This is a genomic window from Streptomyces sp. NPDC020747 (genome assembly GCF_044334695.1).
Taxonomy (GTDB): domain Bacteria; phylum Actinomycetota; class Actinomycetes; order Streptomycetales; family Streptomycetaceae; genus Streptomyces.
This window is the reverse complement of the sequence record NZ_JBIRTJ010000011.1, coordinates 21,949-48,581: the sequence shown is the minus strand read 5'-3', so window position 1 is coordinate 48,581 and position 26,633 is coordinate 21,949. Positions and strand designations below refer to the sequence as shown.

At 71.0% G+C, this 26,633-nt stretch carries 26 protein-coding genes and 1 pseudogene; 9 read left to right on the top strand and 18 right to left on the bottom strand.

What is annotated here, in order from left to right:
• Positions 1-41: 41 nt before the first annotated feature.
• Positions 42-707 carry a Tat pathway signal sequence domain protein gene (locus tag ACH4YP_RS27300; protein ID WP_398493044.1) on the bottom strand — a complete coding sequence of 222 codons (666 nt, stop codon included), beginning with the start codon at positions 705-707 and terminating at the stop codon, positions 42-44.
• Positions 708-1,393: 686 nt separating this feature from the next.
• Between ACH4YP_RS27300 and ACH4YP_RS27295 the strand changes: the two genes are divergently transcribed.
• Both ACH4YP_RS27295 and ACH4YP_RS27290 read left to right on the top strand, forming a co-directional pair.
• Positions 1,394-2,086, top strand: coding sequence for a DUF6230 family protein (locus ACH4YP_RS27295; protein WP_361061472.1), 693 nt, complete (start codon positions 1,394-1,396; stop codon positions 2,084-2,086).
• Positions 2,086-2,481: a DUF6114 domain-containing protein gene (locus ACH4YP_RS27290; protein ID WP_361061470.1), complete on the top strand. Its 396-nt coding sequence runs from the start codon at positions 2,086-2,088 to the stop codon at positions 2,479-2,481. The genes ACH4YP_RS27295 and ACH4YP_RS27290 overlap by 1 nt, the downstream gene beginning before the upstream one ends.
• Positions 2,482-2,521: 40 nt before the next feature.
• On the opposite strand, the gene ACH4YP_RS27285 is transcribed toward ACH4YP_RS27290, so the two are convergent.
• A complete protein-coding gene (locus tag ACH4YP_RS27285) occupies positions 2,522-3,148 on the bottom strand; it encodes an alpha-ketoglutarate-dependent dioxygenase AlkB (RefSeq protein WP_398493041.1) in 627 nt (208 codons plus the stop codon).
• A 141-nt stretch (positions 3,149-3,289) separates the two neighbouring features.
• On the opposite strand from ACH4YP_RS27285, the gene ACH4YP_RS27280 reads away from it, so the two are divergent.
• From ACH4YP_RS27280 to ACH4YP_RS27270, 3 genes are all read left to right on the top strand, one after another.
• Positions 3,290-3,901 (top strand): dihydrofolate reductase family protein, encoded by a 612-nt coding sequence (locus tag ACH4YP_RS27280; protein WP_361061466.1) that lies wholly within the window; start codon positions 3,290-3,292, stop codon positions 3,899-3,901.
• Between the two features lie 146 nt (positions 3,902-4,047).
• On the top strand, positions 4,048-4,788 hold the full coding sequence (locus ACH4YP_RS27275) for a DUF1963 domain-containing protein (RefSeq protein ID WP_398493039.1): 741 nt from the start codon (positions 4,048-4,050) through the stop codon (positions 4,786-4,788).
• A 296-nt stretch (positions 4,789-5,084) separates the two neighbouring features.
• The gene (locus ACH4YP_RS27270) at positions 5,085-6,260 is read left to right on the top strand and encodes a DNA gyrase subunit B (RefSeq protein ID WP_398493037.1); all 1,176 of its coding nucleotides are present in this window, start codon (positions 5,085-5,087) and stop codon (positions 6,258-6,260) included.
• A 184-nt stretch (positions 6,261-6,444) separates the two neighbouring features.
• Here the strand turns inward: ACH4YP_RS27270 and ACH4YP_RS27265 are convergent, their stop codons facing one another.
• From ACH4YP_RS27265 to ACH4YP_RS27240, 6 genes are all read right to left on the bottom strand, one after another.
• A complete protein-coding gene (locus ACH4YP_RS27265; protein ID WP_361061461.1) occupies positions 6,445-6,816 on the bottom strand; it encodes a VOC family protein in 372 nt (123 codons plus the stop codon).
• Positions 6,817-6,941: 125 nt separating this feature from the next.
• A complete protein-coding gene (locus tag ACH4YP_RS27260) occupies positions 6,942-7,310 on the bottom strand; it encodes a DUF6479 family protein (protein ID WP_361061459.1) in 369 nt (122 codons plus the stop codon).
• A 379-nt stretch (positions 7,311-7,689) separates the two neighbouring features.
• Positions 7,690-9,873, bottom strand: a complete 2,184-nt coding sequence (locus ACH4YP_RS27255) for an MMPL family transporter (RefSeq protein ID WP_398493034.1) — start codon at positions 9,871-9,873, stop codon at positions 7,690-7,692.
• 6 nt (positions 9,874-9,879) lie between these two features.
• Positions 9,880-10,095 carry a hypothetical protein gene (locus ACH4YP_RS27250; RefSeq protein ID WP_398493032.1) on the bottom strand — a complete coding sequence of 72 codons (216 nt, stop codon included), beginning with the start codon at positions 10,093-10,095 and terminating at the stop codon, positions 9,880-9,882.
• A 131-nt stretch (positions 10,096-10,226) separates the two neighbouring features.
• Entirely contained in the window at positions 10,227-10,895 is a 669-nt protein-coding gene (locus ACH4YP_RS27245) for a response regulator transcription factor (protein ID WP_361061453.1), read from the bottom strand.
• Complete coding sequence (locus ACH4YP_RS27240) at positions 10,892-12,055, bottom strand: sensor histidine kinase (RefSeq protein ID WP_398493030.1); 1,164 nt, start codon at positions 12,053-12,055, stop codon at positions 10,892-10,894. Before ACH4YP_RS27240 ends, ACH4YP_RS27245 begins: the two co-directional genes overlap by 4 nt.
• 335 nt (positions 12,056-12,390) lie before the next feature.
• Here ACH4YP_RS27240 and ACH4YP_RS27235 point away from each other — a divergent pair.
• Positions 12,391-13,179, top strand: a pseudogene (locus ACH4YP_RS27235) (RNA polymerase sigma factor SigF); the annotation flags it as partial.
• A 182-nt stretch (positions 13,180-13,361) separates the two neighbouring features.
• On the opposite strand, the gene ACH4YP_RS27230 reads toward ACH4YP_RS27235, so the two are convergent.
• Positions 13,362-13,739, bottom strand: a complete 378-nt coding sequence (locus tag ACH4YP_RS27230; RefSeq protein ID WP_361061449.1) for an ANTAR domain-containing protein — start codon at positions 13,737-13,739, stop codon at positions 13,362-13,364.
• Between the two features lie 230 nt (positions 13,740-13,969).
• Here ACH4YP_RS27230 and ACH4YP_RS27225 point away from each other — a divergent pair, with 230 nt between their 5' ends.
• A complete protein-coding gene (locus tag ACH4YP_RS27225) occupies positions 13,970-14,143 on the top strand; it encodes a CsbD family protein (protein WP_361061447.1) in 174 nt (57 codons plus the stop codon).
• 93 nt (positions 14,144-14,236) lie between these two features.
• Here ACH4YP_RS27225 and ligD read toward each other — a convergent pair whose 3' ends face one another.
• The 9 genes from ligD to ACH4YP_RS27180 all read right to left on the bottom strand — a co-directional run bounded on the left by ligD (position 14,237) and on the right by ACH4YP_RS27180 (position 23,898).
• A complete protein-coding gene (gene ligD / locus ACH4YP_RS27220) occupies positions 14,237-15,247 on the bottom strand; it encodes a non-homologous end-joining DNA ligase (protein WP_398493028.1) in 1,011 nt (336 codons plus the stop codon).
• 204 nt (positions 15,248-15,451) lie between these two features.
• Positions 15,452-16,669, bottom strand: a complete 1,218-nt coding sequence (locus tag ACH4YP_RS27215) for an exo-alpha-sialidase (RefSeq protein ID WP_398493026.1) — start codon at positions 16,667-16,669, stop codon at positions 15,452-15,454.
• Positions 16,666-17,463, bottom strand: coding sequence for an aldolase/citrate lyase family protein (locus ACH4YP_RS27210; protein WP_361061441.1), 798 nt, complete (start codon positions 17,461-17,463; stop codon positions 16,666-16,668). Before ACH4YP_RS27210 ends, ACH4YP_RS27215 begins: the two co-directional genes overlap by 4 nt.
• A gap of 155 nt (positions 17,464-17,618) precedes the next feature.
• Complete coding sequence (locus ACH4YP_RS27205; protein WP_398493024.1) at positions 17,619-18,599, bottom strand: aldo/keto reductase; 981 nt, start codon at positions 18,597-18,599, stop codon at positions 17,619-17,621.
• Positions 18,596-19,603: an ATP-binding cassette domain-containing protein gene (locus tag ACH4YP_RS27200; protein WP_398493022.1), complete on the bottom strand. Its 1,008-nt coding sequence runs from the start codon at positions 19,601-19,603 to the stop codon at positions 18,596-18,598. The genes ACH4YP_RS27205 and ACH4YP_RS27200 overlap by 4 nt, the downstream gene beginning before the upstream one ends.
• A complete protein-coding gene (locus tag ACH4YP_RS27195; RefSeq protein WP_361061435.1) occupies positions 19,600-20,460 on the bottom strand; it encodes an ABC transporter ATP-binding protein in 861 nt (286 codons plus the stop codon). The genes ACH4YP_RS27200 and ACH4YP_RS27195 overlap by 4 nt, the downstream gene beginning before the upstream one ends.
• A gap of 3 nt (positions 20,461-20,463) precedes the next feature.
• A complete protein-coding gene (locus ACH4YP_RS27190) occupies positions 20,464-21,375 on the bottom strand; it encodes an ABC transporter permease (protein WP_361061433.1) in 912 nt (303 codons plus the stop codon).
• 3 nt (positions 21,376-21,378) lie between these two features.
• Entirely contained in the window at positions 21,379-22,302 is a 924-nt protein-coding gene (locus ACH4YP_RS27185) for an ABC transporter permease (RefSeq protein ID WP_398493394.1), read from the bottom strand.
• A 9-nt stretch (positions 22,303-22,311) separates the two neighbouring features.
• On the bottom strand, positions 22,312-23,898 hold the full coding sequence (locus tag ACH4YP_RS27180; RefSeq protein ID WP_398493020.1) for an ABC transporter substrate-binding protein: 1,587 nt from the start codon (positions 23,896-23,898) through the stop codon (positions 22,312-22,314).
• Between the two features lie 212 nt (positions 23,899-24,110).
• On the opposite strand from ACH4YP_RS27180, the gene ACH4YP_RS27175 reads away from it, so the two are divergent.
• Together ACH4YP_RS27175 and pdxA are read left to right on the top strand one after the other, a co-directional pair.
• Positions 24,111-25,532 (top strand): four-carbon acid sugar kinase family protein, encoded by a 1,422-nt coding sequence (locus ACH4YP_RS27175; RefSeq protein WP_361061429.1) that lies wholly within the window; start codon positions 24,111-24,113, stop codon positions 25,530-25,532.
• Positions 25,529-26,584 carry a 4-hydroxythreonine-4-phosphate dehydrogenase PdxA gene (pdxA, locus tag ACH4YP_RS27170; RefSeq protein ID WP_361061427.1) on the top strand — a complete coding sequence of 352 codons (1,056 nt, stop codon included), beginning with the start codon at positions 25,529-25,531 and terminating at the stop codon, positions 26,582-26,584. Before ACH4YP_RS27175 ends, pdxA begins: the two co-directional genes overlap by 4 nt.
• Positions 26,585-26,633: the final 49 nt, after the last annotated feature.

The following is a 26,633-nucleotide window of genomic DNA, read 5'->3' as shown; positions in this document are numbered from 1 at the left end:
CCCCGCCCCACAGGCGTTCGTACGGAGGCTGCCGGCCGGCGTCAGTTGACGAAGACCACCGGGTTGTCGGCCTGCGTCGTGTCGGTGACCGGGGCGTACTTTGCGGTGAAGTAGCCGTTGCTGAAGCACAGCGACGAGCCGGAGAACTTCGTGAACTGCTGCTTGCTGAACGCGATGCTGTTGTCGGCGTTGTCGGCCGTGCCGGACAGGCTGGGCGCCCGGTAGACACAGGTGATGCTGCCGAGGAGCGTGCGCAGTACGACGGTTGTCTGGATGGTCGAGCCGGCGGGCGGGGTGATGGTGACCGAGCCGTCGGAGCCCACGGCCGAGGCGTAGGGCAGGTTGTCGACCTTGATGCTGGTGACGCCGAGCACGCCGATCACGTTGCTGGTGCAACTGGCGCTGTCGAAGGTGTGCTCGGTGACCGACTCGGTCGCCGTGCCGGGCGCCGTCGGGTTGTCGACGACCGAGGCGACGAACTTCGACGACGTGCAGGAGAGACCGCTCGTGCCGGTGCTGCTGGAGTAGAGCGTGGCGCTGGTGCCGGCGGCCAGCGAGGAGTTGAGTACGGCTCCGGCCGCGACGGCCGTGCCGCCGGCGCCGCCGGTGGTCAGGACCGAGCCGTCGGCCGCGGAGGCCGGGCCGGCCGCCGAGAGGGCGAGCGCCGTGACGGCCGCGGCCAGTGCGAGGGAAGTCCGAGTACGCATGCGGGTGCCTCATTCCGAGAGTGGGGTGGGGAGTTGGGCCGCCGCCGGCCCGTCGCGCCTTCTCCGTACGCGACGGGCCGGCGGTGGCTGCCGGGAGATTGGCCGGAGGCGTCGAAGGACGGCCTCCGGCGCGGGACCGGCGGTAGGGCGACCGGACGCGGCCCAGGAGGGGGGATGCGACCGCGCCGGTGCCGTGGAGGAGTGGATGCGGACCGCACGTGCGGTCGGCCGGCCGTGTGTCGGGTCTGCCGACCATGTGACCGGCCTGTCGACCGTGTGACGGGATGGAGCCCGGGAGTCGACGTGCGCCGCAGGACGGATCCGGCGCCACGGATCCGTGCTAACCAGGGAGAGTTGTAGACCTGAGTGATGTTCAACGTCAAGGTCCAGTAAGGAAGTTGACTAAGATTCAACGTCTGCGCGCAGTAGGGCAGTTGACGTCGAGTCGGGCGGCGAAGGGCGGCTCTCCACGCCTCCACCACATCTCCGACTTCCTTTTTCCACAAGGTGCTTGACCCTCGTCGCTTACCGGGGGTAACTTCCGTCGCGGTTACTGCTGCGTAACGAGAAAGCCCTTGCGCCCGCCGGGATGTGCGAGGAGGCGTACGCCGTAGGCGCTGTCCGCGCCAGGACAACGTGCCGCTGAAGCCCTACCCGCACTGAATACATGCCCCTGGGAGCAGAAAATGGCCTCGTCCTCGGACGCCACCTCGTCAGCCGGTTCCACCCCCGAGCCCTCCGAAGTGTCGGAAAGCGGTTTCAACCCGGAGAGCCCCGAAGGCTCCGAGAGACGCGGGCGGGTCCGTCTGCGCCGCGCCGCGGTGATGGCGGTGCCTGCCACCGCGGTCGCGGCCGGCCTGATGATCCTGACCGCCCAGGGGGCCCTGGGCGTGCAGTTCGCGATCTCCGGCATGCCGTTCACCGTCACCGCGACCAACCTCGACGGCGAGGGCTTCGCGCAGTTCGGCGGACTCGACCAGATGGCCCCGGGCAGCCCCAACGAGGGCGACACCGGTGGCCAGGTCCTGGTGGTGGTCTCCGCGATCAAGAAGGCGACCCTCACCAAGCTCTGCCAGAGCGTCGACCTCGGCGGCACGAACCTGCTCATCAGGGCCGGGGAGGGGAAGACACCGGTGTCCGCGGTCAACCTCACCACGGACTCCACCGAACTGTCGGGTGACGCGGCCTTCGAGAACATCGAGATCGGCAACGACGCCAGCACGCTCGACAAGTCCCATACCCGGGGCCCGAAGGGCGTCTTCAGCCAGCAGGCCGACACCGTCCACATCGGCAACCTGCGGCAGACCAACTATGCCACCACGGCGGCGGTGTTCAAGCTTCCCGGTCTGAAGCTGAGCTTCAGCGACAAGGGCTGCTGATGGTCGCCTTCCGGCGCTGGCGTGCGGCCCGCCCGTTCTGGGGCGGGCTGCTGCTCGCCCTGGGCGGGGCGGAGATCCTCCTCACGGAGAAGGCGTCGCTGAAGGTCGTCATGCACATCGGCATGCAGGGCCTGGCCGGCTACCTCCTGCCGACCCTGATGCTGATTCTCGGCCTGCTGGTCCTCTTCAACCCCACGCAACGCCTCTTCTACTCGATCCTGGGTGCTCTGCTCTCCCTGGGGACGTGGGTCACCTCGAACCTGGGCGGCTTCTTCATCGGGCTCGTCCTCGGCGTCGTCGGCAGTTGCCTGGCCTTCGGCTGGCTGCCGGACCAGGAACCGCGGCGTGCCCGCTCCTGGCGGCGTCGCCGTCAGGAGCCGGTCCCTCATCCGTAGTGCGTAGGGGCGCCGTGGCAGGCGGCGCCCCTACGGAGGGTCACTGCACGCCGTGCGGGCGGAACTGGACGCTGATCCGGGGGCCCGCCGCCCGCGTGCTCTTGGGGATCGCGTGTTCCCAGGTGCGCTGGCAGGAGCCGCCCATCACGATCAGGTCGCCGTGCCCGAGCGGGCGTCGCACCGGGGTGCCGCCCCGCCTGGGCCGTAGCAGCAGGTCGCGCGGAGCACCCACGGAGAGGATGGCGACCAACGTGTCCTCGCGGGCGCCCCGGCCGATCCGGTCCCCGTGCCAGGCCACGCTGTCCCGGCCGTCCCGGTAGAAGCAGAGCCCTGCGGTGGTGAACGGTTCCCCCAGCTCGTCCGCGTAGTGCGCGGACAGGGCGTCACGGGCCTCGTCCAGGACGGGCTCCGGCAGCGCGTCGCCGGCACGGTAGAACGCGAGCAGCCGCGGTACGTCCACCATGTGCTCGTACATCTGCCGCCGCTCGGCCCGCCAGGGAACCTCGTCGGCCAGCCGTGCGAACAGCGCGTCCGCCCCGCGCAGCCAGCCCGGCAGCAGATCGATCCACGCCCCGTCGCCGAGCACGGTCCGGCGCAGCCCGTCGAGCGGGCCGAGGCGGACCTCGTCGGTCTGGTCGAAGAGTGAACCCTGGAGGTGCGTGGACATGCTTCCAGCGTACCCACATATTCGAATGTGTGTGCCATTCAGGACGGTGGCCGGGACAAAGCTCGGAAGCCTGTCGAATGCGCCGGTCCCCGATCGACGCAAGGGTGGAAGCAGCACCTCCAGGACTCAGGAGCACCCATCGTGACCGTGACCGCGGATATGGCCATCTCCCTCGACGGCTGCATCGCCGGCGCCAACGTCGCCATCGACAACCCGGGAGGCGACGGCGCCGAGCCGCTCTTCGAGTGGATCCACAACCTGGCGAGCTGGCGACAGCGCCAGGGCATGACCGGCGGCGAGGAGAACCGCGACTCCGAGCTGATGCGCGAGTGGTTCGACGCCACCGGAGCGGTGGTCATGGGCCGGATGATGTACGACACCGGCGAGGAGTTCTGGGGCGACAACCCACCGTTCCGGGCCCCGGTCTTCGTACTCACCCACCGACCCCGGCCGACTCTCGTCAAAGAGGGCGGCACCACGTTCACCTTCGTCACCGACGGTGTCCACAGCGCGCTCGACCGGGCGAAGGCCGCCGCGGGCGACAGGAACGTCGACATCTCGGGCGGGGCGAGCACGGTGCAGCAGTACCTCAGGGAGGGGCTCATCGACGAGCTGCAGCTGCACGTGGTGCCCGCGCTCCTCGGCGACGGGCTGCGGCTCTTCGAGGGACTGGGAGCCGGGCGGCGCATCGAGCCGGTCAGCGTGATCGCCACGCCCCTGGCCACCCACCTGAAGTACCGCTTCGTGAAGTGACCGGGCTTCGTGGCGCCGCACAACGACCGAACCCAACACCCCTCCGGGGTGGGCCGGTTCGGTCCGGGCGGCGTCGGCCGTCGGGGCCCGAGGCCGGGTCACTTCACCATGGAAGGGGACGTGAGCGGCACCGGCATACTCTGCGAATGACATCGATGGATCCGTTCCGCGACGAAGCCCGCAGCCGAGGTCTACCCGAGGACGAGGTCGAGCGGTGGCTCGACACCGACCGTCGCTGCGCGATGCTGAACCTCGCCGGTGAGACGCCGCCCGACGGCCCGCCGGCCGGACGGCTCGGCGGGTTGCCGCCGATGCCCGACGACGAGCCCGTTCCGGACCTGCCGTTCCTCGCCTCGGTCGACCTCGCGGCCGTCCCGCCGGGTGCGACGGACCTCCCGCTGCCCGAGGACGGCACGTTGCTCTTCTTCGCGGACACGGAGGACCCGTGGAGCGACGACGACTGGCACCGGCTCGTCTACGTCCCGGTCGGCACGCCCGTCTCCGAACGCGCTTCGAGCAACGAGTGGCTGCCGGAGATCAGCCCGGCCCGAGATCTGCAGCTGACGATCACGCCCTCGCTGCCCAACCGTGGTTCGGACACCGAGGAGTTCCCGCACGGCAGCGAACTGGGCTCCGTGTGGTGGAAGACCTGCGGTGAGATGACGACGGACGGGCCGGTGCAGATAGGCGGCTGCCCCTGGGTCTGGAACGCGGACCCCCTCACGGATCACGACCACGGCCCGGGTGACTGGGTGCTGCTCGCGGAGGTCGGGGGCGATGGTGTGACCGAGGGCGAACTGGGCGTCGTCCACTGGGTGATTCGCCGGGACGACCTGGCCGGCCGCCACTTCGACCGGGCCCGGGCCCAGTTCGACATGGTCGGCTGACGCAGCCTCGGACGCGGCGCGTTCCCCCCGGCTTGCAGGGCTCCAAGCTGCTTTCCGAGTATTGGAATTAAAGGCCTCAGAGGCGCCGGGAACGGGGTCGTACGCGGCTTCAGTGGGCCCTCGGGCGCGCTCCGGACGTGGTGCGCGACCCCTGAGTCGACCGCTTCCGGACGTGCCCTCACCTGCCCGTCCGCGGCCTTGGTGAAAATGCTCTGACCTGGTGTTTTCGTGGATTTGTCCTAGGCTGAGGCTGTCTACCGGACGCCATGGGAGGGGTCTTTGTGAGTGGAGAGAACATGGGGTACGACGCTGCCCGGATCGAGGTGCTGGAGGGGCGGGAAGCCGTTCGGAAGCGGCCGGGGATGTACGTCGGGTCGACTGGCGAACGCGGTCTGTATCAGCTGGTGTTCGAGGTCGTCGGCCGGGCGGTGAACCAGGTTCCGGTCGGCGGCGGCTCCGTCGACGTCACGCTCACGTCCGACGGTGGCGTGCGGGTCGCTGACGACGGGCCGGGGGGTTCCTGCGAGGCCGCCGGGGACACCGGCGGCCCGGACCTCGAAGCGCTGCTAACCAGGTATTGGGCCGGGCGCGAACCCAGTGGCAGGCACATCACGGACGTGGGCCAATTCAGAGCGGGGCTCTTCGTCGCCAACGCCCTGTCGAGCCGGCTGACGGCCGAGGTGTGGTCCGAGGGAGTCCGTCGGGTCCATGAGTACGCTCGGGGTGTCGCCGTCGTCCCACCCGCCGCTGTGGAGCCCGCGACCGGAAGCGGGACGACCATCGCCTTCTGGCCCGACGCCGAGATCTTCGAGACGACGCGGTGCTCGTTCGCCGTGCTGGCGGAGCGTTTCCGGCAGTTGGCCTTCCTCAACCGGGGCCTGGGAGTCTCGCTGACCGACGAACGCCCGGCGGGTGGGGCCCGGGTGGTGTCGTTCCGGTTCCCGGACGGGGTGCGGGACTTCGTGGCCGCCCTCGACGCGGAGGCGGGGGCGGCTCTCCACCCGGACGTCATCGGTTTCGAGCAGGAGGACCCGCGGATAGCGGGGACGCTGCAGGTGGCCCTCCTGTGGAGCGGCTCGCGCGAGGAGCGGATACGCGGCTTCGCCAACAGCTTGGCCACTCCCGAGGGTGGCACACACATGGACGGCTTCCGCGACGGAGTGGCCGCCGCGGTCACCGCGTACGCGCGGGAGCGTGGGGTGCTGGCGGCGGTGGATCCCGATCCCTGCGCCGACCGGATCGGTGTGGGCCTCACGGCAGTCGTGTCGGTCAAGCTCGACCGTCCCGAATACCCCAGCGCCACGCGCGGGCTGCTGGGCAACCCCGACGTGCGGGACTGTGTCGGGGAGGCAGTCCGGGAGCACCTCGGCAACTGGTTCGAGGAACATCCGGAGCGGGCCGCGGAGATCGTCGACCGAATCGTCCGGGGCATCCCCAGGACGGAGCAGGTTGACGACCCTGACATCTGCTGACGCTCGTTGAGCAGCGCAGGCCGCAGCACTGTCGTATCGGCGGGTGCGGGTGCGGGTGGGGCCAGGACGACGGCGGCTCCGCGTCCCGCTGTACCACCGCCCATACCCCGCCTCGGGGCCGTCCGAGCCGCTCGCGCTCGCGCCTCGGACGGCTCTCGCTCTGTGGCGGGAGCGGTCGCGGATGTCAGCCCCGGCTGGTGTCGATGACGCAGAAGCGGTTTCCGTCGGGGTCGGCCAGCACTACGAAGTCCGGGTCCTCGGGATACAGGTCCCAGTCGACCCGCTGGGCGCCGAGGGACACCAACCGGTCGACCTCGGCGGCCTGATCCGCCGCGTCCCCGGCGTAGAGGTCCAGATGGACGCGTGGATGTTCCTGCACCGGTGTCTCGCTCTGGCCGAGCGCCAGTTGGGGGCCCGTGGCCCCTTCCACGGGCACCAACACCACCCAGTCGTCCTCCGGCTCGTCGCGCGGGACGTACCCGAGAGCCTCAGTCCAGAATGCGGTCGCACGCCGCACATCCCCTACACCCAACACCACGGATCCGATCTTCAACATGCGCCGAGTGAAGCAGATGCCCGCTGGTGAGAGGGCTCCCTTTTTGGCGTCCCGGTGCGGGGGCGGATGAGGATGAGCGTGGCGGTGGTGGTGGCGGTGCGAGTGTGCGTCTCGCCTCGTCCGCGTCAGATTCGGCCAGGGCCTCCGCTGTCGAAGCCTCCGCCGCCCTTCTCGTTCCAGGTCGGGGGCTTCTGGTTCGGCGCGCGGCGGGTCGCGCTGTTTCCGTGGCCGCGCAGCCGGTGCGGGGTCAGCCGATGGCTGCTGCGGGGCATCTCGGCGGGCTCGCGCCGTTCACGAATCTCGCCCACAGGGCCCGAGTCGGGCAGCCGGGGCTGTTCCTCGGGGCGGGGCGGGCCGGGCTCCTGGGAACGGATCCGACGGCCCCACCACACGGCCCAGATCAGGGCGCCGACGATGACGACGCCCACCAGGAACGGCACCACTCCGCCCACTACCGCGCCGGAGAGGGCCAGCTGTGTCGTGTCGTTGTCCATCCCCGACGAGTACCCGGCGCCGCCGACCGAAACAGAGCCCCGCGCTCCGTCGGACGTCTGGTCGCGGTCGTCACCGAGGGCCCGCTCCGATGTAGGCGCGGTCGGCGAGCATGTCGGTGACAGCTGCCGTGGGGCACGTCGAGTGTGGCACGGGTAGAGAACCAACGGTGTTGCTGCACCCGCGAGTTGAGACTTCGTCGGCATCTCTCGGCGGCGCCCGGTTCGTCGGCGGCCTCAACAGCCGTACACGCGAAGCGCTCGGCTGGACACCTCAGCCGAGCGCATGCGTTGAGTCCTCGCCGTCTGACGGAACCGACCGCGGGTAGCGGACGATCATCGTCACCCGGCTGTCAGGGACCAGGCTCCTCCGGGTCGGCTGTCAGCTTTCCACGGGGCGTTCGAGCGCGATCCTGGGCAGTCGTCGGGCGAGCGGGGCGGGCAGCCACCAGGCCCACTTGCCCATCATCTGCATGAGGGCCGGGACCATCAGGCAGCGGATGACCAGCGCGTCCATCAGGATCGCCACCGCGAGACCCAGGCCGAACTGCTGGAGCAGCCGATCGGCGCTCAGCATGAAGGCGCCGAACACCACGATCATGATGGCGCCTGCCGCCGTGATCACCTTGCCGGTGGAGGCCAGGCCTTCCCGTACTGCGAGGGAATGGTCCTTCGTGCGTTCCCACTCCTCGTGCATTCGTCCGACGAGGAACACCTCGTAGTCCATGGAGAGCCCGAACACGATCGCGAAGATCAGTACGGGGAGGAAGGCTTCGATCGGCCCCGGCTGCACCCCGAACAAACCGTGCTGGAACACCATGGTCATGGCGCCGAGCGCGGCGGCGATCGAGATCAGGTTCAGCAGCGCTGCCTTGAGGGGGATCAGGATCGACCGGAAGACCATCATCAGGAGCAGGGACGACAGCCCGACCACGACGGCGATGAAGATCGGCATCCGCTTGGCGACGGTCTCCGAGAAGTCCTGGGAGCCCGCGAGCGCGCCGCCCACGAGGACATCGGCACCGGTGTTCTGCTCGAGTTTCGGGGCCACGTCCTCGCGCAGGTGGTGCACCAGGTCGGCAGTGGCCTTGTCCTGCGGTGACGTCGTCGGGTACACGAACACGGTGGACAGGGCGCCGTCCTCGGAGGGCATCGCGGGGCTGGCCGCCGCCACACCCTTGGTCTTGGCCAGTGCGGCCGACACGGCCTGGCCGGCTGCCGCGTCTCCTTGCGCGAGGACGATCAGCGGACCGTTGAAACCGGGGCGGAAGCCCTCGGAGAGCAGGTCGTACGCCTGCCGGGACGTCGTGGATTTCGGGTCGTTGCCCGCGTCGGCGAAGCCGAGCCGCATGCCCAGAGCCGGTGCGGACAGCGCCAGCAGGGCGATGGTGGCGGCCACCAGAGCCGGCAACGGCCGCCGCTGTACCGCCGAGGCCAGGGCCCTCCAACGGACGCCTTCGGCCTTGCCCTTGGCCTCGGTCCTGGCCGCGTGCTTGAGCACATGGCGCTGGATGCGCTTGCCGAAGATCGCCAGCAGCGCGGGCAACAGGATCAGCGAGGCGGCCATGGTGGTCATGACGGTCAGCGCCAGGGAAAGGGCCACCCCCTGCAGCGAGCCGAGACCGAGCGCGACCAGCCCCACCAGGGCGATGATCACCGTGCAGCCGGCGAAGAAGACCGTACGTCCTGCGGCGTCCAGGGCCTTACGGCCGGCTTCGGCCGGCTCGGCGCCGTCGATGAGTTCCTGCCGGTAGCGGTAGAAGATCAGCAGGGCGTAGTCGATGCCGACGCCGAGCCCGACGAGCATCGTGATGGGCGGCGTGAAGTCGGCGATGGTGAAGATGTGCGAGGCGAAAATGATCAGGCCGAGGGCCGAGCCGACCGCGAAGAGAGCGGTGATCAGGGGCACGGCCGCCGCCACCAGGGAGCCGAAGAGCAGCCCGAGGATGATCACGGCGGCCACGATTCCGGCCATTTCCGCGATCGGGGCTTCCTTCTGCTCGGCGCCGCGCACGGCCTCGCCACCGAGCTCGACCTGGAGACTGCCCGACTCGGCGTCCTGGGCGGTTTCGATGATCTTGGCGACGTCCGCCTTCGGCACGGCCTCGGCCTTGCCGTCGAGCGTGACGGTGGCGTAGCCGATCGTGCCGTCCTTGGACACGGCGGAGGCGTCGGCATAGGGACCGCGCACCTCGGCGACGCCCGGCAGCCCCTTCACCTCGGCCAGCATCTTCTCCACGGCGGCCTTGGGCTCGTCGATCCCCCGGGTGTCCTTGAGGACGATCTCGACACTGTCCCCGGCCTGGTCCGAACCGTGCTTCGTGAACAGGTCGGTGGCGGTCTGCGAGTCGGTGCCCGGCAGCGCGAAGTTGTTCTTGTACGCGGCGCCGGCGGCCGTCGAGCCCAAGGTGACGGCGGCCAGGACGGCGACCCAGATCAGCAGGGCGGCCCAGCGGTGACGCTGCGTCCAGCCGGCCAGGGATCCGAAGAGGCCGTCGCGCGGCTTGTCCGGTCGGCCCGGTGCGGGCGGGGCGATGGGCGCGGCTGCGCCGCGGGTTGGAGACATGGGTGACTACCTCGGATTCGAGCGTGAGTGGCCTGGCGAGAGAAACGCGCCCACCACGGCGCCGCACAACGTCGGTACGCCGATCCCCAGGGCGATCAGCAAGCCGCCGATCTCCGGGGCCAGCGCCCCGGCGGCCGTGACCAGCAGCATTCCTGCGGCGGCCCCGACGAGCGCGCCGACGAACACGGTCGTGGCCCGTCCGGGGAAGGGAGGTGCGTTCATGCCTCTGATCGTGCATGCGCGAGGGGTGCCGAATCGTCAGCCTGCGGCTGACACCGGCAGTACCCCAGCGGGTGCAGGCCGCCGCCGCGTCGTACCCCGGCAGTGCCGGGTGGACCGTCCGGCCCGTCGCCCTATTCCGCCATCCAGCCGGGGCTGACCATCCCGGACTCGTATGCCAGCACCACGACCTGCGACCTGTCGCGCGCACCCAGCTTCGACATGATCCGGCTGACATGTGTCTTCGCGGTCGACGGTGACAGCACCAGCCGCGCCGCGATCTCGTCGTTCGTGAGCCCTGTGGCCACCAGCTGCATGACCTCGCGCTCGCGGGCGGTGAGAGCGTCGAGCCGGGGATCCGCCCGAGGGCTCTTCACCCGGCTCGCGAACTCGGCGATGAGCCGCCGGGTGACGGACGGGCTGATCAGGGCGTCGCCCCGGGCGGCGACCCGTACCGCCTGCAGCAGTTCCTCCGGCTCCGTGTCCTTCACCAGAAAGCCCGTCGCCCCGGCGCGCAGGGCCCCGTACACGTAGTCGTCCAGATCGAAGGTCGTCAGGATGACCACCTTGACCGCCGCCAACCGCTCGTCCCGGGCGATCTGCCGGGAGGCTTCCAGACCGTCCGTCCCCGGCATCCGGATGTCCATCAGGACCACGTCCGGCCGGAGCGCGCGGCAGGCGGAGACCGCGGCCTGCCCGTCCCCGACCTCTCCCACCACCTCGATGTCGTCCTGGTCCTCCAGGATCGACCGGAACCCGGCGCGGACGAGCCGCTGGTCATCCGCCAGCAGGACCCTGATCATCGGTCACTCCGCTCCATCGGCTTTCCTGTGGCCCCGTACGGTAGCCGGGCCCGCACCGCGAATCCGCCCTCGGGGCGCGGGCCCGCCGTCAGCTCGCCGCCCAGGGACCGCGCCCGCTCCGTCATGCCGGTGATCCCGCTGCCGCCACCGGACCCGGCCGGGCGGGCCGCCGAGCCCCGGCCGTCGTCCTCGATGTCCAGGGCCAACTCTCTGTCCCCGTAGGCGAGTCGGACGGTGACCTGTCCGGCGCCGCTGTGCTTGGCGGCGTTGGTGAGCGACTCCTGCACGATCCGGTACGCGGCCAGGTCGACCGGGGCGGACAGTGAGCGTTCGGCCCCGGTCCGCTGGATACGCGCCCTGAGCCCCGCCAGCCGCGCCGAGGCCACCAGCTCGGCCGCCCGGGCCAGCCCCGGCGCGGGTGCCGTGGGGGCATGCTCGTCGACGCGGCGGAGCACGCCGAGGGTGGCCCTGAGCTCCCGCAGGGTCTCCCTGCTGCTCGCCTTGATCGCGCCGAGTGCCTCCTCGGCCTGGGCCGGGTCCTTCTTCAGCCGGTACAGCGCCGCGCCGGCCTGCACGTTGATCATCGAAATGTTGTGTCCGATCACATCGTGCAGCTCGCGGGCGATGCGCAGCCGCTCCTCGGTGGCCCGCAGCCGCGCCTCCTCCTCGGCGTAGGCCAACCTGTTGTGCCGCGCGCTGCCGAGGGCCACGACGGCGACCAGCCAGCCGGTGAGCATGAACACCGCCGTGCCGGTGACGTCGCTGCTGGCCGCGAGAGTGCCCGCGGCCATACCGATCACCATGGCCGCGGCCATGGCGATGGCCGCCTGCATCCTGCCCTGGGCCGCGAGGGCGTACAACGCCACGATGGGAACAACGATCAGCGGGCCGTCGACGTCGCTCAGCAGGTAGTAGGCGCCCGTGCCCAGCACCGTGAACCAGCCCGCCGTCACCGGATACCGGCGCCGGAACAGCAGCGTCCCGCACACCGCCGCGATCAACAGCCAAGACGCGATCTGCGAGGGCACCGAGTCCTCGCCATGACTCAGCCGCTGCCCCTCGGCACCGAGCGCCACCACCACGAACACCCCGCCGGCCAGCATGGCGTCGGCGCGGGCGCCACGGGGCAGCCGGAAACGGGTCTGGTCGAATGGGGGCACGCGCCCATTCTGCCCGCGACGGCGATCGAAGGAGGACGGAGGCGTCGGCGGAGGACGGAGGCGTCGGCGATATCCGGCCCTCTGAAAGTCCTGCGGGAGACCGAGCCCGATCACATCCCGTCCGGGCACACGCGTCGCGAAAATGTGTCGGTATTTGACATATTCGTTTTGAAATGTCCGAGTGTGGGAAGGTGGTCCACTAGTGCTTCGGACAGGAGGCACGTCCGTGGGAGCTGGCTCCGCCAGATCGCGGGTGTGTCCAGAACGGTCCGTGTGCGCGCCAACTCCCAGGGTGACTGTCCCGTCGGCACCCTCTGAGGGAGATGCGACGCACCATGCGAATCACCGTCAGAACGAAGCAGCACCCGCACGACGACGCCCCCGACTCGGCCGCGGACTTCCAACGACTCGCCGCGCTGCCCGACGGGCCCGAGCGGCAAGCCCTGCGTGACGAGCTGGTCCAGGCCTGGCTGCCCATGGCGAACCGCATCGCCCTGCGATACCGAGGGCGTGGCGAGGCCGTCGAGGATCTCGGTCAGGTGGCGGCTCTCGGCCTGGTCAAGGCCGTCGACCGCTTCGACCCCGAGCGCGGCAACGCCTTCGAGAGCTATGCGATCCCCACCATCACCGGCGAGATCAAGCGCCACTTCCGCGACCACATGTGGGTCCTCCATGTGCCACGACGGGTCCAGGACCTGCGCAACCGGGTCCGCGCCGCGATGAAGGAGCTGTCACAGACGGCACCGGGCCGCAACCCCACCATCGCCGAGATCGCCGCGTACACGCACATGAGCGAGGACGACGTACGCGCCGGATTCGAGGCCCTCGACAGCTTCACCGCGCTCTCCCTGGACGCCGAACTGCCCGGCAGTGACGACGGCTACGCGCTCGGGGACGCCCTGGGGGAGCCCGACTCCGGGTTCGATCTGGTCATCGACCGCGAGGCCGTGAAGCCGTGTCTGGCGGCACTCCCCGAACGCGAGCGAACCATCCTTTATCTGCGCTTCTTTCGCGGCATGACCCAGAGTCGCATCGCGGAGCAACTCGGCATCTCGCAGATGCACGTGTCCCGGCTGCTCAACGGTTGCTGCGCCCGGGTGCGGGAGGAAGCCCTCTCGGGAGCCGAGCCGGCAGCCGAAGGCGTCGTGGCGGCGGAGGAGGACGGAGTGGATGACTCAACCGCCCGTCCCGGGACTTCCCGGGCCGGGCGGCTGAGTGGCGAGCTCACTGCCGAACCCTCCCGGGAGCGGTTTGCCAGCGAACTGCCACTGTTCGAACTAACCAGTGCGCGCTGAACAAAACACACTCATCGCGGCGGAGAATCCTCCGGAAGCGATGTGGGCCCATGGCGGTCGAGAGTCTCCTCCAGCGTGGCTCGGACATCCGGCGGGAGATCGCCCCTCTGTCCCCAGGCGAGGATCATCTCCGCGACGTTCCGCAGTTTGATGTTGGTGTGCTGGGACACCTCCCGAAGCACCGTCCAGCCGTCGTCGGGTGTCACTCGCCCGAGTGCCACCATCATGCCGATGGCCTGGTCCACGACGGCATGAGAGGTCACGGCCTCCTTCAACTGGCCGATCTCCTCCTGCAGTTCGGCGATCCGGGGTGCGTCTTCAGCGGGCGCGGCCTGGTCCGGAAAGCCGCTATCCGGCTCCTCCGCCGTCGAACCGGCGTCCGAGGTCATTCGTTCCCCTCCGAGGTCGGAATACGTACACGGGCTCTGGGTCGCCGCTCGGCTGTGTGGCTGTGCGGCTCCAGTCCATCGTCACCACTCGATCGGGCGCATGCCAGCGCGACGCCTACCCCACATCCACTCGAATACACATGGTGACGAACCGCTCACGGATTGCGAAGCGCGAGTACTGGGCGCAGGGTGGTTACGCCAGTCCAACCCTCATCGAAGGACGGAAAACCATGGCTAAGTCAAAGGGCAAGGCGAAGCAGATGAAGGGCAAGATGAAGGAGGCCGCCGGCAAGACCATGGGCGACATGTCCATGGAGAACGAGGGCCGGGGTGAGCAGATGACCGGCAAGGCCCAGGAACTCGCCGCGAAGGCCTCCGAGCGCGTCAAGAAGTCCGAGCGCTAGTCCGGCTCCCACGCGTTGGTACGCCCCCGGACGGCCGCACAGGGCTCCGGCTCTGCGCGCCCGGCGGGGGCGTCCCGCGTTCCGTCCGGCCGCTCAGGCGGAGGGCCGTTCGCGCACGATGTCCAGTGCCCTCTTGTCGTCGCGCAGCCCCAGGAACCGTGGATGCCGCAGCATGCCGTCCCGGGTCCACTCCGTGAACGCGATCTGCGCGACCAGCCTCGGCTCCACCCAGTGGGCGCCCGCCTCACGCACCCGGTCGCCGAACGGCGATGCGGGGACGCGGAGTTCGTCGAGGACCTGGCGCAGCCCGAGGAGCATACGGCGGTCGAAGCCCGTGCCCACCTTGCCCGCGTACCGCAGCCCGTCCGCGTCGTAGTGGCCGAGCAGCAGTGCGCCGAACCCGGCCCGGCCGCCGCCCCCTTCGGTGAAGCCGCCGACCACGAACTCCTGCGCCCGGGAACACTTCAGCTTGAGCCAGTCCGGCGAACGGCGGGGCTGGTAAAGGCTCTTCGCCCGTTTCGCGAGCAGCCCCTCCCAGCCCCGGGCACACGCGTCGGCCAGCAACTCGGCCCCACCCTCGTTGCGATGAGGCGTCATGCGCAGCGGCGCACGGTACGTCAGGGCCCGTCGGAGCAGGGACTTGCGCGTACGCAACGGCAGCCGTGTCAGGTCCGCGCCCTCCAGACGGAGCACATCGAACACGTAGTACGTCACGGCGACGCCGCTCGCCTCGATGTCCCGGCGCCGGGTGAGCCCCATACGCTGCTGGAGACGGGCGAAGTCGGTACGGCCGCGCGAGAACGCGACGATCTCGCCGTCGACGGTGAAGTCCGTGCACGACTGCGCGGCGAGCGCCTCGACGATCTCCGGGTAGGTGTCGTTCAGGCGATTGCCGCTGCGGGAGAGGAGCAGCGTCCGCCCGTTCTCCCGGACCGCCAGGACCCGGACCCCGTCCAGCTTCCGCTCGAAGAGCCACTCGCCGGGGAAGTCGCGCTGGTCGCTCAGCGTGGCGAGCATCGGCCGGGAAGCCAGTTCCACACCGGGAGGCGCGTCACGGAGCAGCCGTCTGTGGTGGTCGGGCAACGAGCCCAGGAGGTCGGTCATCGCCGCTCACCTCTCTCCCGCGACCTGCCGCAGGACGCGGCCGCCGCGCGCCGACCAACCCATTCTCCTTCCCCTGCTCGGAGGCGGCCATCGGGAGCTCCCGCCCTCCCACCTGCCCCGACCGGCCTGCCCCGGTCTGCCTGTACGGATTCGGCCGGCTCAGGAGCCCGTGAGCCCGTGAGGCTGACGCCGAAGACGTCCAAGTCATACGGGGAGCTCCCGGTCCAGCCAAGTGGGGCTCAGGCGCAGGTACTTGATCGTGCGCCGGTGTCGGGTGAACGCGATGTGCAGCGTGCCGTCCGGGGTCTGGACGACGGACGGGTAGGAGAGTTCGCGGTTGAGACCGTCACGGGAGTTGTTGGTCAGGCAGTGGCCGTCACCGGTCTCCAGGTCGCGGCGCACGGGCCAGGTCAGCCCGCCGTCCGAGGAGACGGAGAGGGTGAGCGGGGCACGGGGGGCGCCCCAGAACGCGGCGCCCGTCGCGGCGGCTGCGGCGGGTTCCTGATCCCCGGCCGCTTCGTCGCCGGTTGCCTCGTCCCCGGCTTCCCTCAGTCCCTCCTCGTCTATCTCGTCGTACAGGGAGACGCGGCGTGCGACGGCGTCCGCGGCGCTGCTGTGGTTGTGCACGAGGGCGAGCCGGCCGTCGGCCAACGGCACATACTGGATGGAGGAGTTGTTGTTCGGCACCTCCAGCGGGTGAGGCTCGGTCCAGCTCTCCCCGTCGTCGTACGACACGCTCCGGTGCACGGCATCCGCCCGGCGGCTGCGGAACAGGGCGAGGAGCGAACCGTCCGGCAGCGGGCGGATGTTCATGTGTACGAGTCCGGTCGAGCCCGGCACCGGAACCTCGCGCCAGTTCGCCCCGGCGTCGTCGCTGACCATGACCGAGCTGGTGTCCCGGTCGCCCGACCATGTCTCGCCCGGCGCGGCCGTGCAGCGGAAGACGGGGAGCAGCCGGCGGCCCGAGGGCAGTACGGTCACCGGCTGCCGGACGAAGACCCCGCCGTCGAAGAGCGTCCGGGGCGGGCCCCATGTCAGGCCCTCGTCGTGGCTGACGCGCAGCCGTACCTCGGCGGTGTCCTGGTGTCCGGCCCGCTGTGCCGTGTGGAGCAGCCACCAGTCGCCGGACGGGTCGATGGACAGCACCGGGTTCTGCTCGGACCGGGCGTCGTCGTGGGACAGCTGTACCGGTGCCGACCAGGTGTCACCATCGGGGGCGAGCCGCGAGAACCACACCGAGATGTCCGCGACACCCTCCTGGGTGCCCGCGAACCAGACACAGCCCAGCCCGCCGCCGGGCAGCACGGTGAGATTCGCGGCGTGGTTCTGCACGGCCGGCGCCGACAACTGCGCCTCGGCGCGGCCGGGTTCGGCGGTATGCGGGTGTACGACGCCGTCGGCGAGCGTCGGCTGTGACGTCATCGGACCAGCCCCGAGGTGCGCGCGGCGCTGAGGTGCTGACCCGCGACCTGCTCCAGATGGACGAGATCACAGGCGACGGTGACGTACGTGAAACCCTCGGCGAGCCGCTTGGCCGCGCTCGCGCCGTCCGGGTTGTGGATGCCGACGGCGATCCCGGTGGCCTCGGCGGCCTCCCGCACCCTGACCAGCGCCGCCTCGAACTCGTCGGCGACCGCCGGGTCGGTCGAGGTGGCCCCGCCGAGCGCGATGCGCAGGTCGGAGGGGCCGATGTAGACCCCGTCGAGTCCGTCGGTGGCGCAGATCTCGTCGACATTGGCGAGGCCCTCGGCGGTCTCGATCATCGCGAGGACCACGGTCTGCGCGTGGGCGTCGGCGGGGTTGGGGCCGATGCGCAGGCCCGAACGCATGGGTCCGTACGACCGGTTGCCGAGCGGCGGATAGCGTACGGCGGCCACCGCGTCGGCGGCGTCCCGCGCGTTGTCGACGAGCGGGACGATGACACCGGCCGCGCCCGCGTCCAGCGCCTTGCCGATCGGCATCGGGTCGTTGGCCTCGACCCGGACCAGACCGACGGCGGTCGACCCCTTGGTGTCGATCGCGGTCAGCGAGGCGAGAACGCCCGCGTACTCCAACAGCCCGTGCTGGGCGTCCAGCGCCACGTAGTCGTAGCCGAGACGGGCGATGCGCTCGGTCGAGACCGGCGAGTCGAGGACGGACCAGTAGCCGACCAGCGGTTCACGGCCGCGCAGCGCGGTCGCGAACGCGGCCGGGGTGCCGGGGGAGGCGGAGGGCATTGGGGGCTCCTTGGGGATTCGTTTGGTTCAAGCGACTTTGGGCGACTGACGGGTGGCTCCCCGGTCGCCCCGTGAGGGGCGCGGGGAACTGCGCGACCAGCCACGGACGACCCGCACCCGGAGTGCTGCCCGTCGGCGGGACCACTGGGCGACTGTCACCGGTTGTACGCGGGCATCGGCCCACGCAACCCCGCCCCGACCTCGTCGCAGGCCGCCATCACATCGGCCGGCAACGGACCGGCCTGCGCCGCAGCGATGTTGGCGAGCAGATGCGAGGTCTTCGACCCGCCGAGCAGCAGCGCGTCGGTGGAGTCGCGGCCCAGGAGCCAACGCAGGGCGAGGTCGGTGAGCGGCACGCCCGCGGCGTCCGCGACGGCGGAGAGCCTGTCGACCGCGGAGAAGAGGCGCTCGTCCCAGTAGCGCTCCCGGTACATCGCGGCGACCCTGGAATCCCCGAACCGGCCCGATTCCGGGGCCCGTTCGAAGCGGTGACGGCCGGTGAGCAGGCCCCCGCCGAGCGGGTTGTAGACCATCGTGCGCAGACCGCTCACGGTGGCGTACTCGACATACTCCTCCTCGATGCGGCGCGCGAGCAGGTTGTGCAGCTGCTGGGCGACGACGGGACGCGGTGCGCCCACCTCCTCGGCGACGCGCACGAGTTCGGCGATCTGCCAGGCGGCGTAGTTGGAGACGCCGAGGGCGCGGATCTTGCCCTCGGCGGCGAACTCGGCGACGGTGGCGAGGGTTTCGGCGAGCGGTGTCGCACGGTCGGGCTGGTGGAGGTAGAAGAGATCGACCGAGTCGGTGCCGAGCCGCTTGAGGCTGCCCTCCAGGGCGGCCCGCAGGCCGGCGGCGGAGAGCGGGGCGTGCCCGCCCTGGTCGGGGTGCGGGATCCCCGCCTTCGTCGCCAGGACGATCCGGTCGCGCCGGCCCGGCAGGAGCCCGGCGAGGATGCGCTCGCTCTCACCGCCCGCGTAGCCGTTTGCCGTGTCGACCCCGGTGATCCCGGCGTCGAGCGCGGCATCGAGCATCGCCGCTGCTCCGGGGGCGTCCACGGTGTCGCCGAACGTCATGGTGCCGAGGACGAGCCGGGAGAGCGGGACGGGGATGTTCGGCAGGTTGATGCCGGTGGTCACGAGCGGTTTCCTTCCGATGTGGGAGAGGTGGGAGAGGTGGGAGAAACGGGAGAGGCAGGAGAGGCGGGAGAAGCGGGAGCCACAGAAGCCACCGGAGACGGGGAAGACGGGGACGACGCGTCGGGTGCGGCAGCCAGAACGGCCCTGGGCTTCACACCCCGGATCGTGGTCGGGTCCAAGGAGGCGCGGCGCAGCGCGCGGGTGTACGGGTCGGCGGGCGAGGCGAGCACGGCGGCCGTCGGTCCTCGCTCGACGACCCGGCCCGCGCGCATGACCACCACATCGGTGCTGATCTCCCGGACGACCCCGAGGTTGTGGGCGATGACGAGATAGGCGATGCCGGTGTCCGCCTGCAACTCCCGCAGCAGATCCAGTACTTGGGCCTGTACGGAGACGTCGAGGGCGGACGTCGCCTCGTCGCAGACGAGGAGGTCGGGCCGGGACGCGAGGGCCCGCGCGATGCCGATGCGCTGCCGCTGGCCGCCGGAGAACTCCGGTGGTCGGCGCTCCAGGGCCGAGGACGGCAGGCCGACCCGGTCGATCAACTCGGCGGCACGCCTGGCCCGTTCGGCCCGGTCGGAGACCCCGGCCACCCGCAGCGGCTCGGCGACGATCTGCTGAGCCGTGAGATGGGGATCCAGCGAGCCGTACGGATCCTGGAAGACCATCTGCACCCGCCGCCGCAGCGGACGCAGCCGCCGCTCGGGCAGCGTCGCGATGTCGGTGCCGTCCAGGACGATCCGGCCGCTCACCGGCTTGAGCAGCCGGACCAGGGCCCGGGCGAGCGTCGACTTGCCGCAGCCGGACTCGCCCACCACGGCGAGCGAACCCCCGCGAGGCACCTGGAGGTCGACCCGGTCGACAGCCTTGAACGGCCCCTGCGCGGTGGCGTACTCGACGACGAGATCCTCGACGGAGAGCAACGGCCCGACTGCCGAGGAGCTGCCGACGGCGGTCCCGTCGCTCCCCTCGGTCCCGTCGGCCACGGCGGTGTTGTCGGTCATGACGCTGCTCCCTGCACCAGGCGTTCGGCCCGCCCGTCGCTGTCCTCGTCCTCGTCCCACGCGCCGAGGCGCGGCACGGCGGCGAGCAGCTCACGGGTGTACGGCTCGGCCGGTCGCTCGACGATCTCCTCGGCGGAGCCCGACTCGACGAACCGCCCGTCCTTCATCACATGGATACGGTCGGAGACGAGCCGGGCCACCCCGAGATCGTGCGTGATCATCAACATCCCGATGCCGGTGTGTTCCTGAAGCTCCATCAGCAGATCGAGGACGCTCGCCTGCACGGTGGCGTCCAGCGCGGAGGTGGGTTCGTCCGCCACCAGCAGCTCCGGTTCGGCGGCGAGCGCGGTCGCGATGAGGATGCGCTGCAGCATGCCCCCGGAGAACTGGTGGGGGTAGGCCTTCCAGCGGGTCTCAGGCTGGGAGATGCGCACCCGTCCGAGAAGCTCGACTCCCTTGTCCCGGGCCTCGGTTCGGGTCAGGTCCGGGTGGCGCAGCCGCAGCGCGTCGCCCAGCTGACGGCCGATGGTGTGCACCGGACTGAGGGCCGTCATCGGATCCTGCGGGATCAGCGACACGGTCCGCCCGCGCACCGCACGCGCGGCGTCCGGATCGGCCACGACGTCCCGCCCGGCGATCCGGGCGCTCCCCGACAGCACGGCGAGGCCCTCGGGCAGCAGCCGCAGTACGCCCATCGCCGTGGTCGACTTCCCCGACCCCGACTCGCCGATCAGGGTGACGGTCTCGCCCCTGCGGACGGTGAACGTCACCCCGTCGACAGCGCGTACCACGCCCTGTCCGGTGATGAGTTCGATCTGCAGGTCCGCCACGTCGAGCAGCGGTGTGTCCTCGGCCATGGCTCACGCTCCCTTCCGCAGGCGGGCACGCGACCCGGTGCGCGTACGGTCCCGCAGCCCGTCCCCGAGCAGGTTGACTCCGACCACCAGGACCACGATGACCAGCCCCGGCAGAGTCACCAGCCACCACGAGGTGGTGATGTAGTCCTGGCCGTCCGAGATGATCCGGCCCCAGGTCGCGAACGGCCGCTGCGGGCCCGCGCCGAGGAAACTGAGCGCGCTCTCCAGCAGCACCGCCTGCGCGAGCAGCAGCAGGACGACGAGGCTCGCCGGGCGCACGACGTTGGGGATCACATGCCGTACGAGGACCGACCAGGAACGCAGTCCGAGGACGCGCGCCGCGGCGACGTACGGTTTCTCGCGTTCGACGAGGACGAGTGAGCGGGTCAGCCGCGCTACTTCGGGCCATTGCGCGACCGCGATCACACAGGTGATGACGGTGACGGACGGCCCGAACAGGGCGACCACGAGAAGCAGCATCATCAGGAGCGGCAGGGCGAGTTGGGCCTCCAGGAACCGGGAGACGAGCGCGTCGACCCAGCCGCCGAAGAACCCGGCCGCCGAGCCGGCCGCGATGCCGATCAGACCGGAGACCAGCACGGCGAGCACACCGACGGTCAGGGAGACCTGGCCGCCGTGCAGGACCCGCGACAGCAGATCGCGGCCCAGCTGGTCGGTTCCGAACAGATGGCCCTCACTCAGTGGCGGCAGCCTCCGCCGCGACAGGTCCTGGGCGTTCGCCCCGGGCAGCGGCAGCAGCCCGGCGAGCGCGACCGGCAGGACGACGAGCGCGGTGCACAGGCCCCCGGCCCACAGCTTGAAACGGGCGCCGCGCCGCTGCCGGGTCGCGGTGGCCCGGGCGAGATCGCGGGCGGTGACGGCACTGGGCCGCCTCGCATCTACGGCGGTACTCATGGCTCAGGCCGCCTTTCCGAGGCGTACCCGCGGATCGAGCAGCGGATAGGCCAGGTCGACGAGGAGTTGGACGAGGATCGCGAGGGTCGCGGTGACCAGCACGGTGGCCTGGATCAGCGGGTAGTCGCGGGTCTCCAGCGCGCGTACGACGAGGGAGCCGACCCCCGGCCAGCCGAAGACGACCTCGACCACCACCACGCCGTTCAGGAGCGCCGCGAAGCGTGTACCGAGCGCGGTGACCAGTGGCACCGAGGAGTTCGCGAGCGCGTAGCGCCAGGTCAGCGCGGACTCCGAGACGCCCCGGGAGCGGGCGACGGTGACGTACGAGGAAGCCAGGGCGGTGGACATCTCGCGGCGCACCAGCCGTGAGATCAGGGCGAGTTGGAGAACGGCCACGGTCACCGTCGGCAGCACCAGACCGCTCCACGAGGTGAAGCCGGACGCGGGCAGCACCGGCACGAGCACCGCGAAGACGGTCAGCAGCATCACGCCGGTCCAGAAGTCCGGCATCGACTGACCGGCGATGGTCAGCACGTTCGCGCCCAACTCCCTGCGCGTGTCGGCGCGGCGGGCCATCCACACGCCGAGCGGCACGGCGACGAGCGTCGTGACCGCGATGGCGGAGACGGCGAGCGTGATCGTGTACGGCATCCGGTCCAGGACCACGTCGAGCGCGGGGGAGTGGAAGGAGTAACTCGTACCGAGGTCCCCGGTGAACAGGTCGCGGACGAAGTACCAGTACTGGACGAACAGCGGCTTGTCGAGGCCGAACTGCTCGCGGATGCGGGCGAGATCGGCGCTGGTCGCGCTGGGCGCGGCGTACGCGGAGGCGGGATCGCCGGGCGCGAGTCGCACCAGCAGGAAGACGGTGGTGAGCGTGAGGAACACGGTCAGCAGGCTCTGCCCGATACGGCGGGCCAGATACATCGGCACGGCTCAGCCCTCCAGCCGTACGGCGGTCAGGTCGTAGGAGTTGACCGGTTGGAGCGCCAGGCCCTGGACGCGGTCGCGGCGCGCGAGCAGCGTCTTGGGCGCGAACGCCCACAGGCTGGGCCAGGTGTCCCAGACCGCGTGCTGGAGCGTGGCCAGCTTCCTGTCGCGTTCGGCGGCGTCCGTCTCGGTCGCGGCGTCGGAGAGCCGCCGTTCGATGCGCGGGATGACGTAGCCCATGTAGGTGTCGCGGGTGCGTTCCTTCTCGGCCGTGCCCCCGTACATGCCCTGGAGGGAGGTGAGGGCCTGGCCGGTGGTGCCGGGGAAGCCGTTGCCGATGACGTCCCAGTCGCCGCCGCGCCCCTGCCGCCACTTCAGGATGTCGCCGCCGGGCTCGAACTGCCGCAGTGAGGCACGTACGCCGACGTCCTGGAGCATGTCGACGACGGCCTCCATCACGGAGGTGTCGCCGGCGAACTCGCCCGACTCCCACATGATGGAGATCCGCAGGTTCTCGGCGTCCAGTGACTTCAGGAGCGCCTTGGCCCTGCGTGGGTCGTAGGCGTACGCGCCTGTGCGCACCGCCCCTTGGAGCGCGAGCGGCACCACTCCCTCGGCCGCCTCGGCGGAGTCGATGAGGACGTCGCGTATCAGGGACTCGCCGTCGATCGCGTAGGTGAGCGCGTGGCGCACGCGCGCGTCGGAGAGCGGATGCCCTTCGGGTTTGCGGAAGTTGTAGAAGAGCTGGCAGATACGGACGCCGGGGGTCTCCTGGACGGCGACGCCCGGCAGGCCGGCGAGTTGCTCGGCCGAGTCGGGGGTGAGGGTGTCCACGACGTCCAGTTCGCCGCTGCGCAGGGCGATGACCCGGCTGGACTCCTCGGGCACGAACCGCACCCGGACCTTGTCCACGGGCGGCTGCTTGCCCCAGTACTCGGTGTTGCGGGCCAGCGTGTACTCGCCTGCACCGCCGTTCGCACTGACGACGCGGTACGGGCCCGAGCCGAGCCCCGACTGGAGTTCCTCGGGCCGGTTGGCCTTGGCCGGGGTGATGTGGATGTTGGCCATCAGCCGGTCGAGCACCGGCACGGGGCGCTGTGTGCGCAGGAGGAACGTCCGTTCGCCGGTGGCCTCGACGGTAGGCATCTCGGGGAAGAGGCCGAGCAGGAACGAGCCGTTGACCTCGCCGTACATGCGCAGGGCCGTGTCCACGTCCTCGACGGTGACCGGGCTGCCGTCCGAGTAGCGGACGCCTTCGCGCAGCCGCACGCTCCACGCGGTGGGAGCGGTCATCTCGAACCGGTCGGCGAGAACGAGCCGGGGCTGCAGGTCCGGGCCGATCCAGGTGAGCGCCTGTCGTACGGCGCGCTGCACGGTGACCGCGGCGTCGAACTGGTTCAGCTTGTTGTCGAGACTCACCAGGGAACGGTTCAGGCCGAGAGTGAGGGTGCCGGGGCCGGGCGCTCCGGTGGGGCCGGCACAGGCGGACAGCGGACCGAGCGCGATGCCCGTGCCGCCGAGGGCGCCCCAGCGCAGCAGGGTCCGGCGGCTGGGCGGTCCGGGCGGGGGAACGAGGTGAGGAGTTGGGGTCATCGTCGACCTTCTCGGATTCTGGAGGGCGACCGGCTCTCGCTGACGCCGCCCGGACACCGGGCGACGAACAGGTGTCGCGCCGGAAAAGGTGGCACGACTGCGCGATGTGCGCAAGAGGTCTCGCGCACTTCGCGCAAGCTGTGTCATCATCGGCGCCGAGGCCGTCCGCCCGTGCGGACCGCTTCAAGAGGTACCCGCCGAAGGAGGTCCGTGTGTCCCGCACCAGCCGCACAGGACGCCCGCCCCGTGTGCTCGCCCTCGCGGACGACCTGTCCGGCGCCGCCGAGGTCGCCGCCGCGCTCGGCCTGTGCGGGCGGATCGTGCTGGGCCCCGCCATGGCGCCGCCCCGCGACGGTGAGTCGGTCGTCCTGGACCTCGACACCCGGCAGCTGGCCCCGCAGGACGCGGCAGGCGCGGTACGGGCCGCGCTGGCGTACGCCGACGGAGGCGTGGTCCTGAAGAAGATCGACTCGCTGCTGCGGGGCAACCTCGCCGCCGAGACGGCCGCCTACGCGACCGGCGCCAGGGGTGTCGTGATCGCGCCCGCCCTGCCCATGGCAGGCCGTACCGTCCGCGAGGGTGTCGTCAACCTGCACGGCACCGCCCTGCACACGACCGACGCCTGGCGTGCGGAGTCCGGCGAGGTGCCCGTATCGGTGGGCGCCGCCCTGGGTGGCGTACCGACGCGGGTGGTGCCACTGGCCACGGTGCGCGCGCCCGAGCCGGCGCTGCACGACCGGCTGCGGACGCTCGTCGACGAGGGGTACCACCCGGTGTGCGACGCGGAGACGGACACGGACCTCGACGCGATCGCCGAGGCGGCGCTCCGGCTCGGCCCGGGCATACGGCTGATGGGCACGGGCGGGCTCGCGGCGGCCATCGGACGCAGGCTCGTCGAGGCGGACCTGTCGGCCCGGGCCGGGCTCCCGGGAAGGGACGGTGGCCCTCTCACGGAGGCCGACCCGGACCGTCCCCCGGGGACCGCGCGGGAGCGTTTCACGGAGGCCCACCGGGACCGTCCCACCGGCACGGACACGGCCGGTCCCGCACGAGCCGACGACCGGTCACCGGCCCCCGGTGGCACCCCGTCCAGACCCCTGCTCGTGGTGGTCGGCACCGCCGAACCCACCGCCGTTGCGCAGATCGCGCAACTCGTCGCGGCCGGTGCGAGCCACATACCGCTGCCCGCGCACACCCTCACCGACCACGCCACCCGGCGACCCCTGAACTTCCGTACAGAAGGCGGCCGTACTCCGCACGGCGTCACCGTCGTCAGCATCGACGGCACCCACGCCGTCGACCCGGGCGCCGCCCGCAGCCTCGCCGCGGGCCTCGCCCACGCGGTCGCCGAGGCGGCACACGAGAGCGACCTCGTCCTGACCGGTGGCGAGACAGCCCGCCGCGTCCTCGACGCACTCGGCGTCCGCGAACTCCTGCCGCTCGACCAGATCCACCACGGCGCCGTCCGCTCCCGCACCGCCGACGGCCGCCGCGTCGTCACCCGTCCCGGCAGCTACGGCGACACCGACTCCCTGCTGCGCATCGCCCGCGCACTGCGCCCCGGCCTCGCGCCGCCCTCCGACCAGCCGGTCGCCCCACTCGTCCCGCCCGCCCCGCTAGGAGAACCCACGTGAACGCAGTCCCCACCGCCGCGCCCGCCGAGCAGTCCGGCACCGCCGGACGTCCGCTCCCGATCATCGCGGTGACCATGGGCGACGGCGCCGGCATCGGACCGGAGGTCATCGTCCCGGCCCTGCTGAACGCCGACACCCTGCGTGGCTGCCGCCCCGTCGTCATCGGCGATGTCGAACGCCTCCGTGAGGCGGCCCGCATTCTCGGCGCCACCTGCGACATCGTGTCCGTCGACGGCCCCGCCCAGGCCGAGTTCACGCCCGGCCGCATCAACGTCGTCGACCTCGGTCTGCTCCCGGCCGACCTCCCCTGGGGCGCCCTCTCTGCGAAGGCCGGCGACGCCGCGTACCAGTACATCCGTGTCGCCGCCGAACTCGCCCTGAACGGCGACGTCCATGGCATCTGCACCGCGCCCCTCAACAAGGAGGCCCTGCACGCCGCCGGGCACCTCTACCCCGGACACACCGAACTCCTCGCCCATCTCACCGGTGTCGAGGAGGTGTCGATGATGCTGTCCACGCCCAGGGTGAAGGTCATCCACGTCACCACGCACATCGGTCTGATCGACGCCGTCAACCGGATCGAGCCCGGACTCGTCGAGCGCACCGTGCGCCGCGGCCACGACGCGATGGTCCGCGCGGGCGTCGAGGCACCCGTGATCGGGGTGTGCGGAATCAACCCGCACGCGGGCGAGAACGGCCTGTTCGGCAACGGCGAGGAGGAGACGAAGATCGTCCCCGCCCTGGAGGTCCTGCGCGCCGACGGCATCGACGCCCGCGGCCCGCTCCCCGCCGACACCGCCTTCTATCTGGCAGGCCGCGGCGACTACGACCTCATCGTCGCCATGTACCACGACCAGGGGCACGGCCCGGTGAAGGTCCTCGGCATCGAGGCGGGCGTCAACCTCACCGTGGGCCTGCCGGTCATCCGCACCTCCGTCGACCACGGCACCGCCTTCGACATCGCCGGAACCGGCCGCGCCGAGGCCGGTAGCATGGTCGAGGCGCTGCGCCAGGCCGCCGAGATGTCATCCGCTCCGGCCGCCGCCCGCTGACCCCGGCCCGTCGGCACCACAGGACACCCAGGACACCAGAGGACAGAGA

Coding starts and splice junctions, on each gene's coding strand:
- ACH4YP_RS27300 (WP_398493044.1), bottom strand. CDS start 707: ATGCGTACTCGGACTTCCCTCGCACTGGCCGCGGCCGTCACGGCGCTC.
- ACH4YP_RS27295 (WP_361061472.1), top strand. CDS start 1,394: ATGGCCTCGTCCTCGGACGCCACCTCGTCAGCCGGTTCCACCCCCGAG.
- ACH4YP_RS27290 (WP_361061470.1), top strand. CDS start 2,086: ATGGTCGCCTTCCGGCGCTGGCGTGCGGCCCGCCCGTTCTGGGGCGGG.
- ACH4YP_RS27285 (WP_398493041.1), bottom strand. CDS start 3,148: ATGTCCACGCACCTCCAGGGTTCACTCTTCGACCAGACCGACGAGGTC.
- ACH4YP_RS27275 (WP_398493039.1), top strand. CDS start 4,048: ATGACATCGATGGATCCGTTCCGCGACGAAGCCCGCAGCCGAGGTCTA.
- ACH4YP_RS27270 (WP_398493037.1), top strand. CDS start 5,085: ATGGGGTACGACGCTGCCCGGATCGAGGTGCTGGAGGGGCGGGAAGCC.
- ACH4YP_RS27265 (WP_361061461.1), bottom strand. CDS start 6,816: ATGTTGAAGATCGGATCCGTGGTGTTGGGTGTAGGGGATGTGCGGCGT.
- ACH4YP_RS27260 (WP_361061459.1), bottom strand. CDS start 7,310: ATGGACAACGACACGACACAGCTGGCCCTCTCCGGCGCGGTAGTGGGC.
- ACH4YP_RS27255 (WP_398493034.1), bottom strand. CDS start 9,873: ATGTCTCCAACCCGCGGCGCAGCCGCGCCCATCGCCCCGCCCGCACCG.
- ACH4YP_RS27250 (WP_398493032.1), bottom strand. CDS start 10,095: ATGAACGCACCTCCCTTCCCCGGACGGGCCACGACCGTGTTCGTCGGC.
- ACH4YP_RS27245 (WP_361061453.1), bottom strand. CDS start 10,895: ATGATCAGGGTCCTGCTGGCGGATGACCAGCGGCTCGTCCGCGCCGGG.
- ACH4YP_RS27230 (WP_361061449.1), bottom strand. CDS start 13,739: ATGACCTCGGACGCCGGTTCGACGGCGGAGGAGCCGGATAGCGGCTTT.
- ACH4YP_RS27225 (WP_361061447.1), top strand. CDS start 13,970: ATGGCTAAGTCAAAGGGCAAGGCGAAGCAGATGAAGGGCAAGATGAAG.
- ligD (WP_398493028.1), bottom strand. CDS start 15,247: ATGACCGACCTCCTGGGCTCGTTGCCCGACCACCACAGACGGCTGCTC.
- ACH4YP_RS27215 (WP_398493026.1), bottom strand. CDS start 16,669: ATGACGTCACAGCCGACGCTCGCCGACGGCGTCGTACACCCGCATACC.
- ACH4YP_RS27210 (WP_361061441.1), bottom strand. CDS start 17,463: ATGCCCTCCGCCTCCCCCGGCACCCCGGCCGCGTTCGCGACCGCGCTG.
- ACH4YP_RS27200 (WP_398493022.1), bottom strand. CDS start 19,603: ATGACCGACAACACCGCCGTGGCCGACGGGACCGAGGGGAGCGACGGG.
- ACH4YP_RS27195 (WP_361061435.1), bottom strand. CDS start 20,460: ATGGCCGAGGACACACCGCTGCTCGACGTGGCGGACCTGCAGATCGAA.
- ACH4YP_RS27190 (WP_361061433.1), bottom strand. CDS start 21,375: ATGAGTACCGCCGTAGATGCGAGGCGGCCCAGTGCCGTCACCGCCCGC.
- ACH4YP_RS27185 (WP_398493394.1), bottom strand. CDS start 22,302: ATGTATCTGGCCCGCCGTATCGGGCAGAGCCTGCTGACCGTGTTCCTC.
- ACH4YP_RS27180 (WP_398493020.1), bottom strand. CDS start 23,898: ATGACCCCAACTCCTCACCTCGTTCCCCCGCCCGGACCGCCCAGCCGC.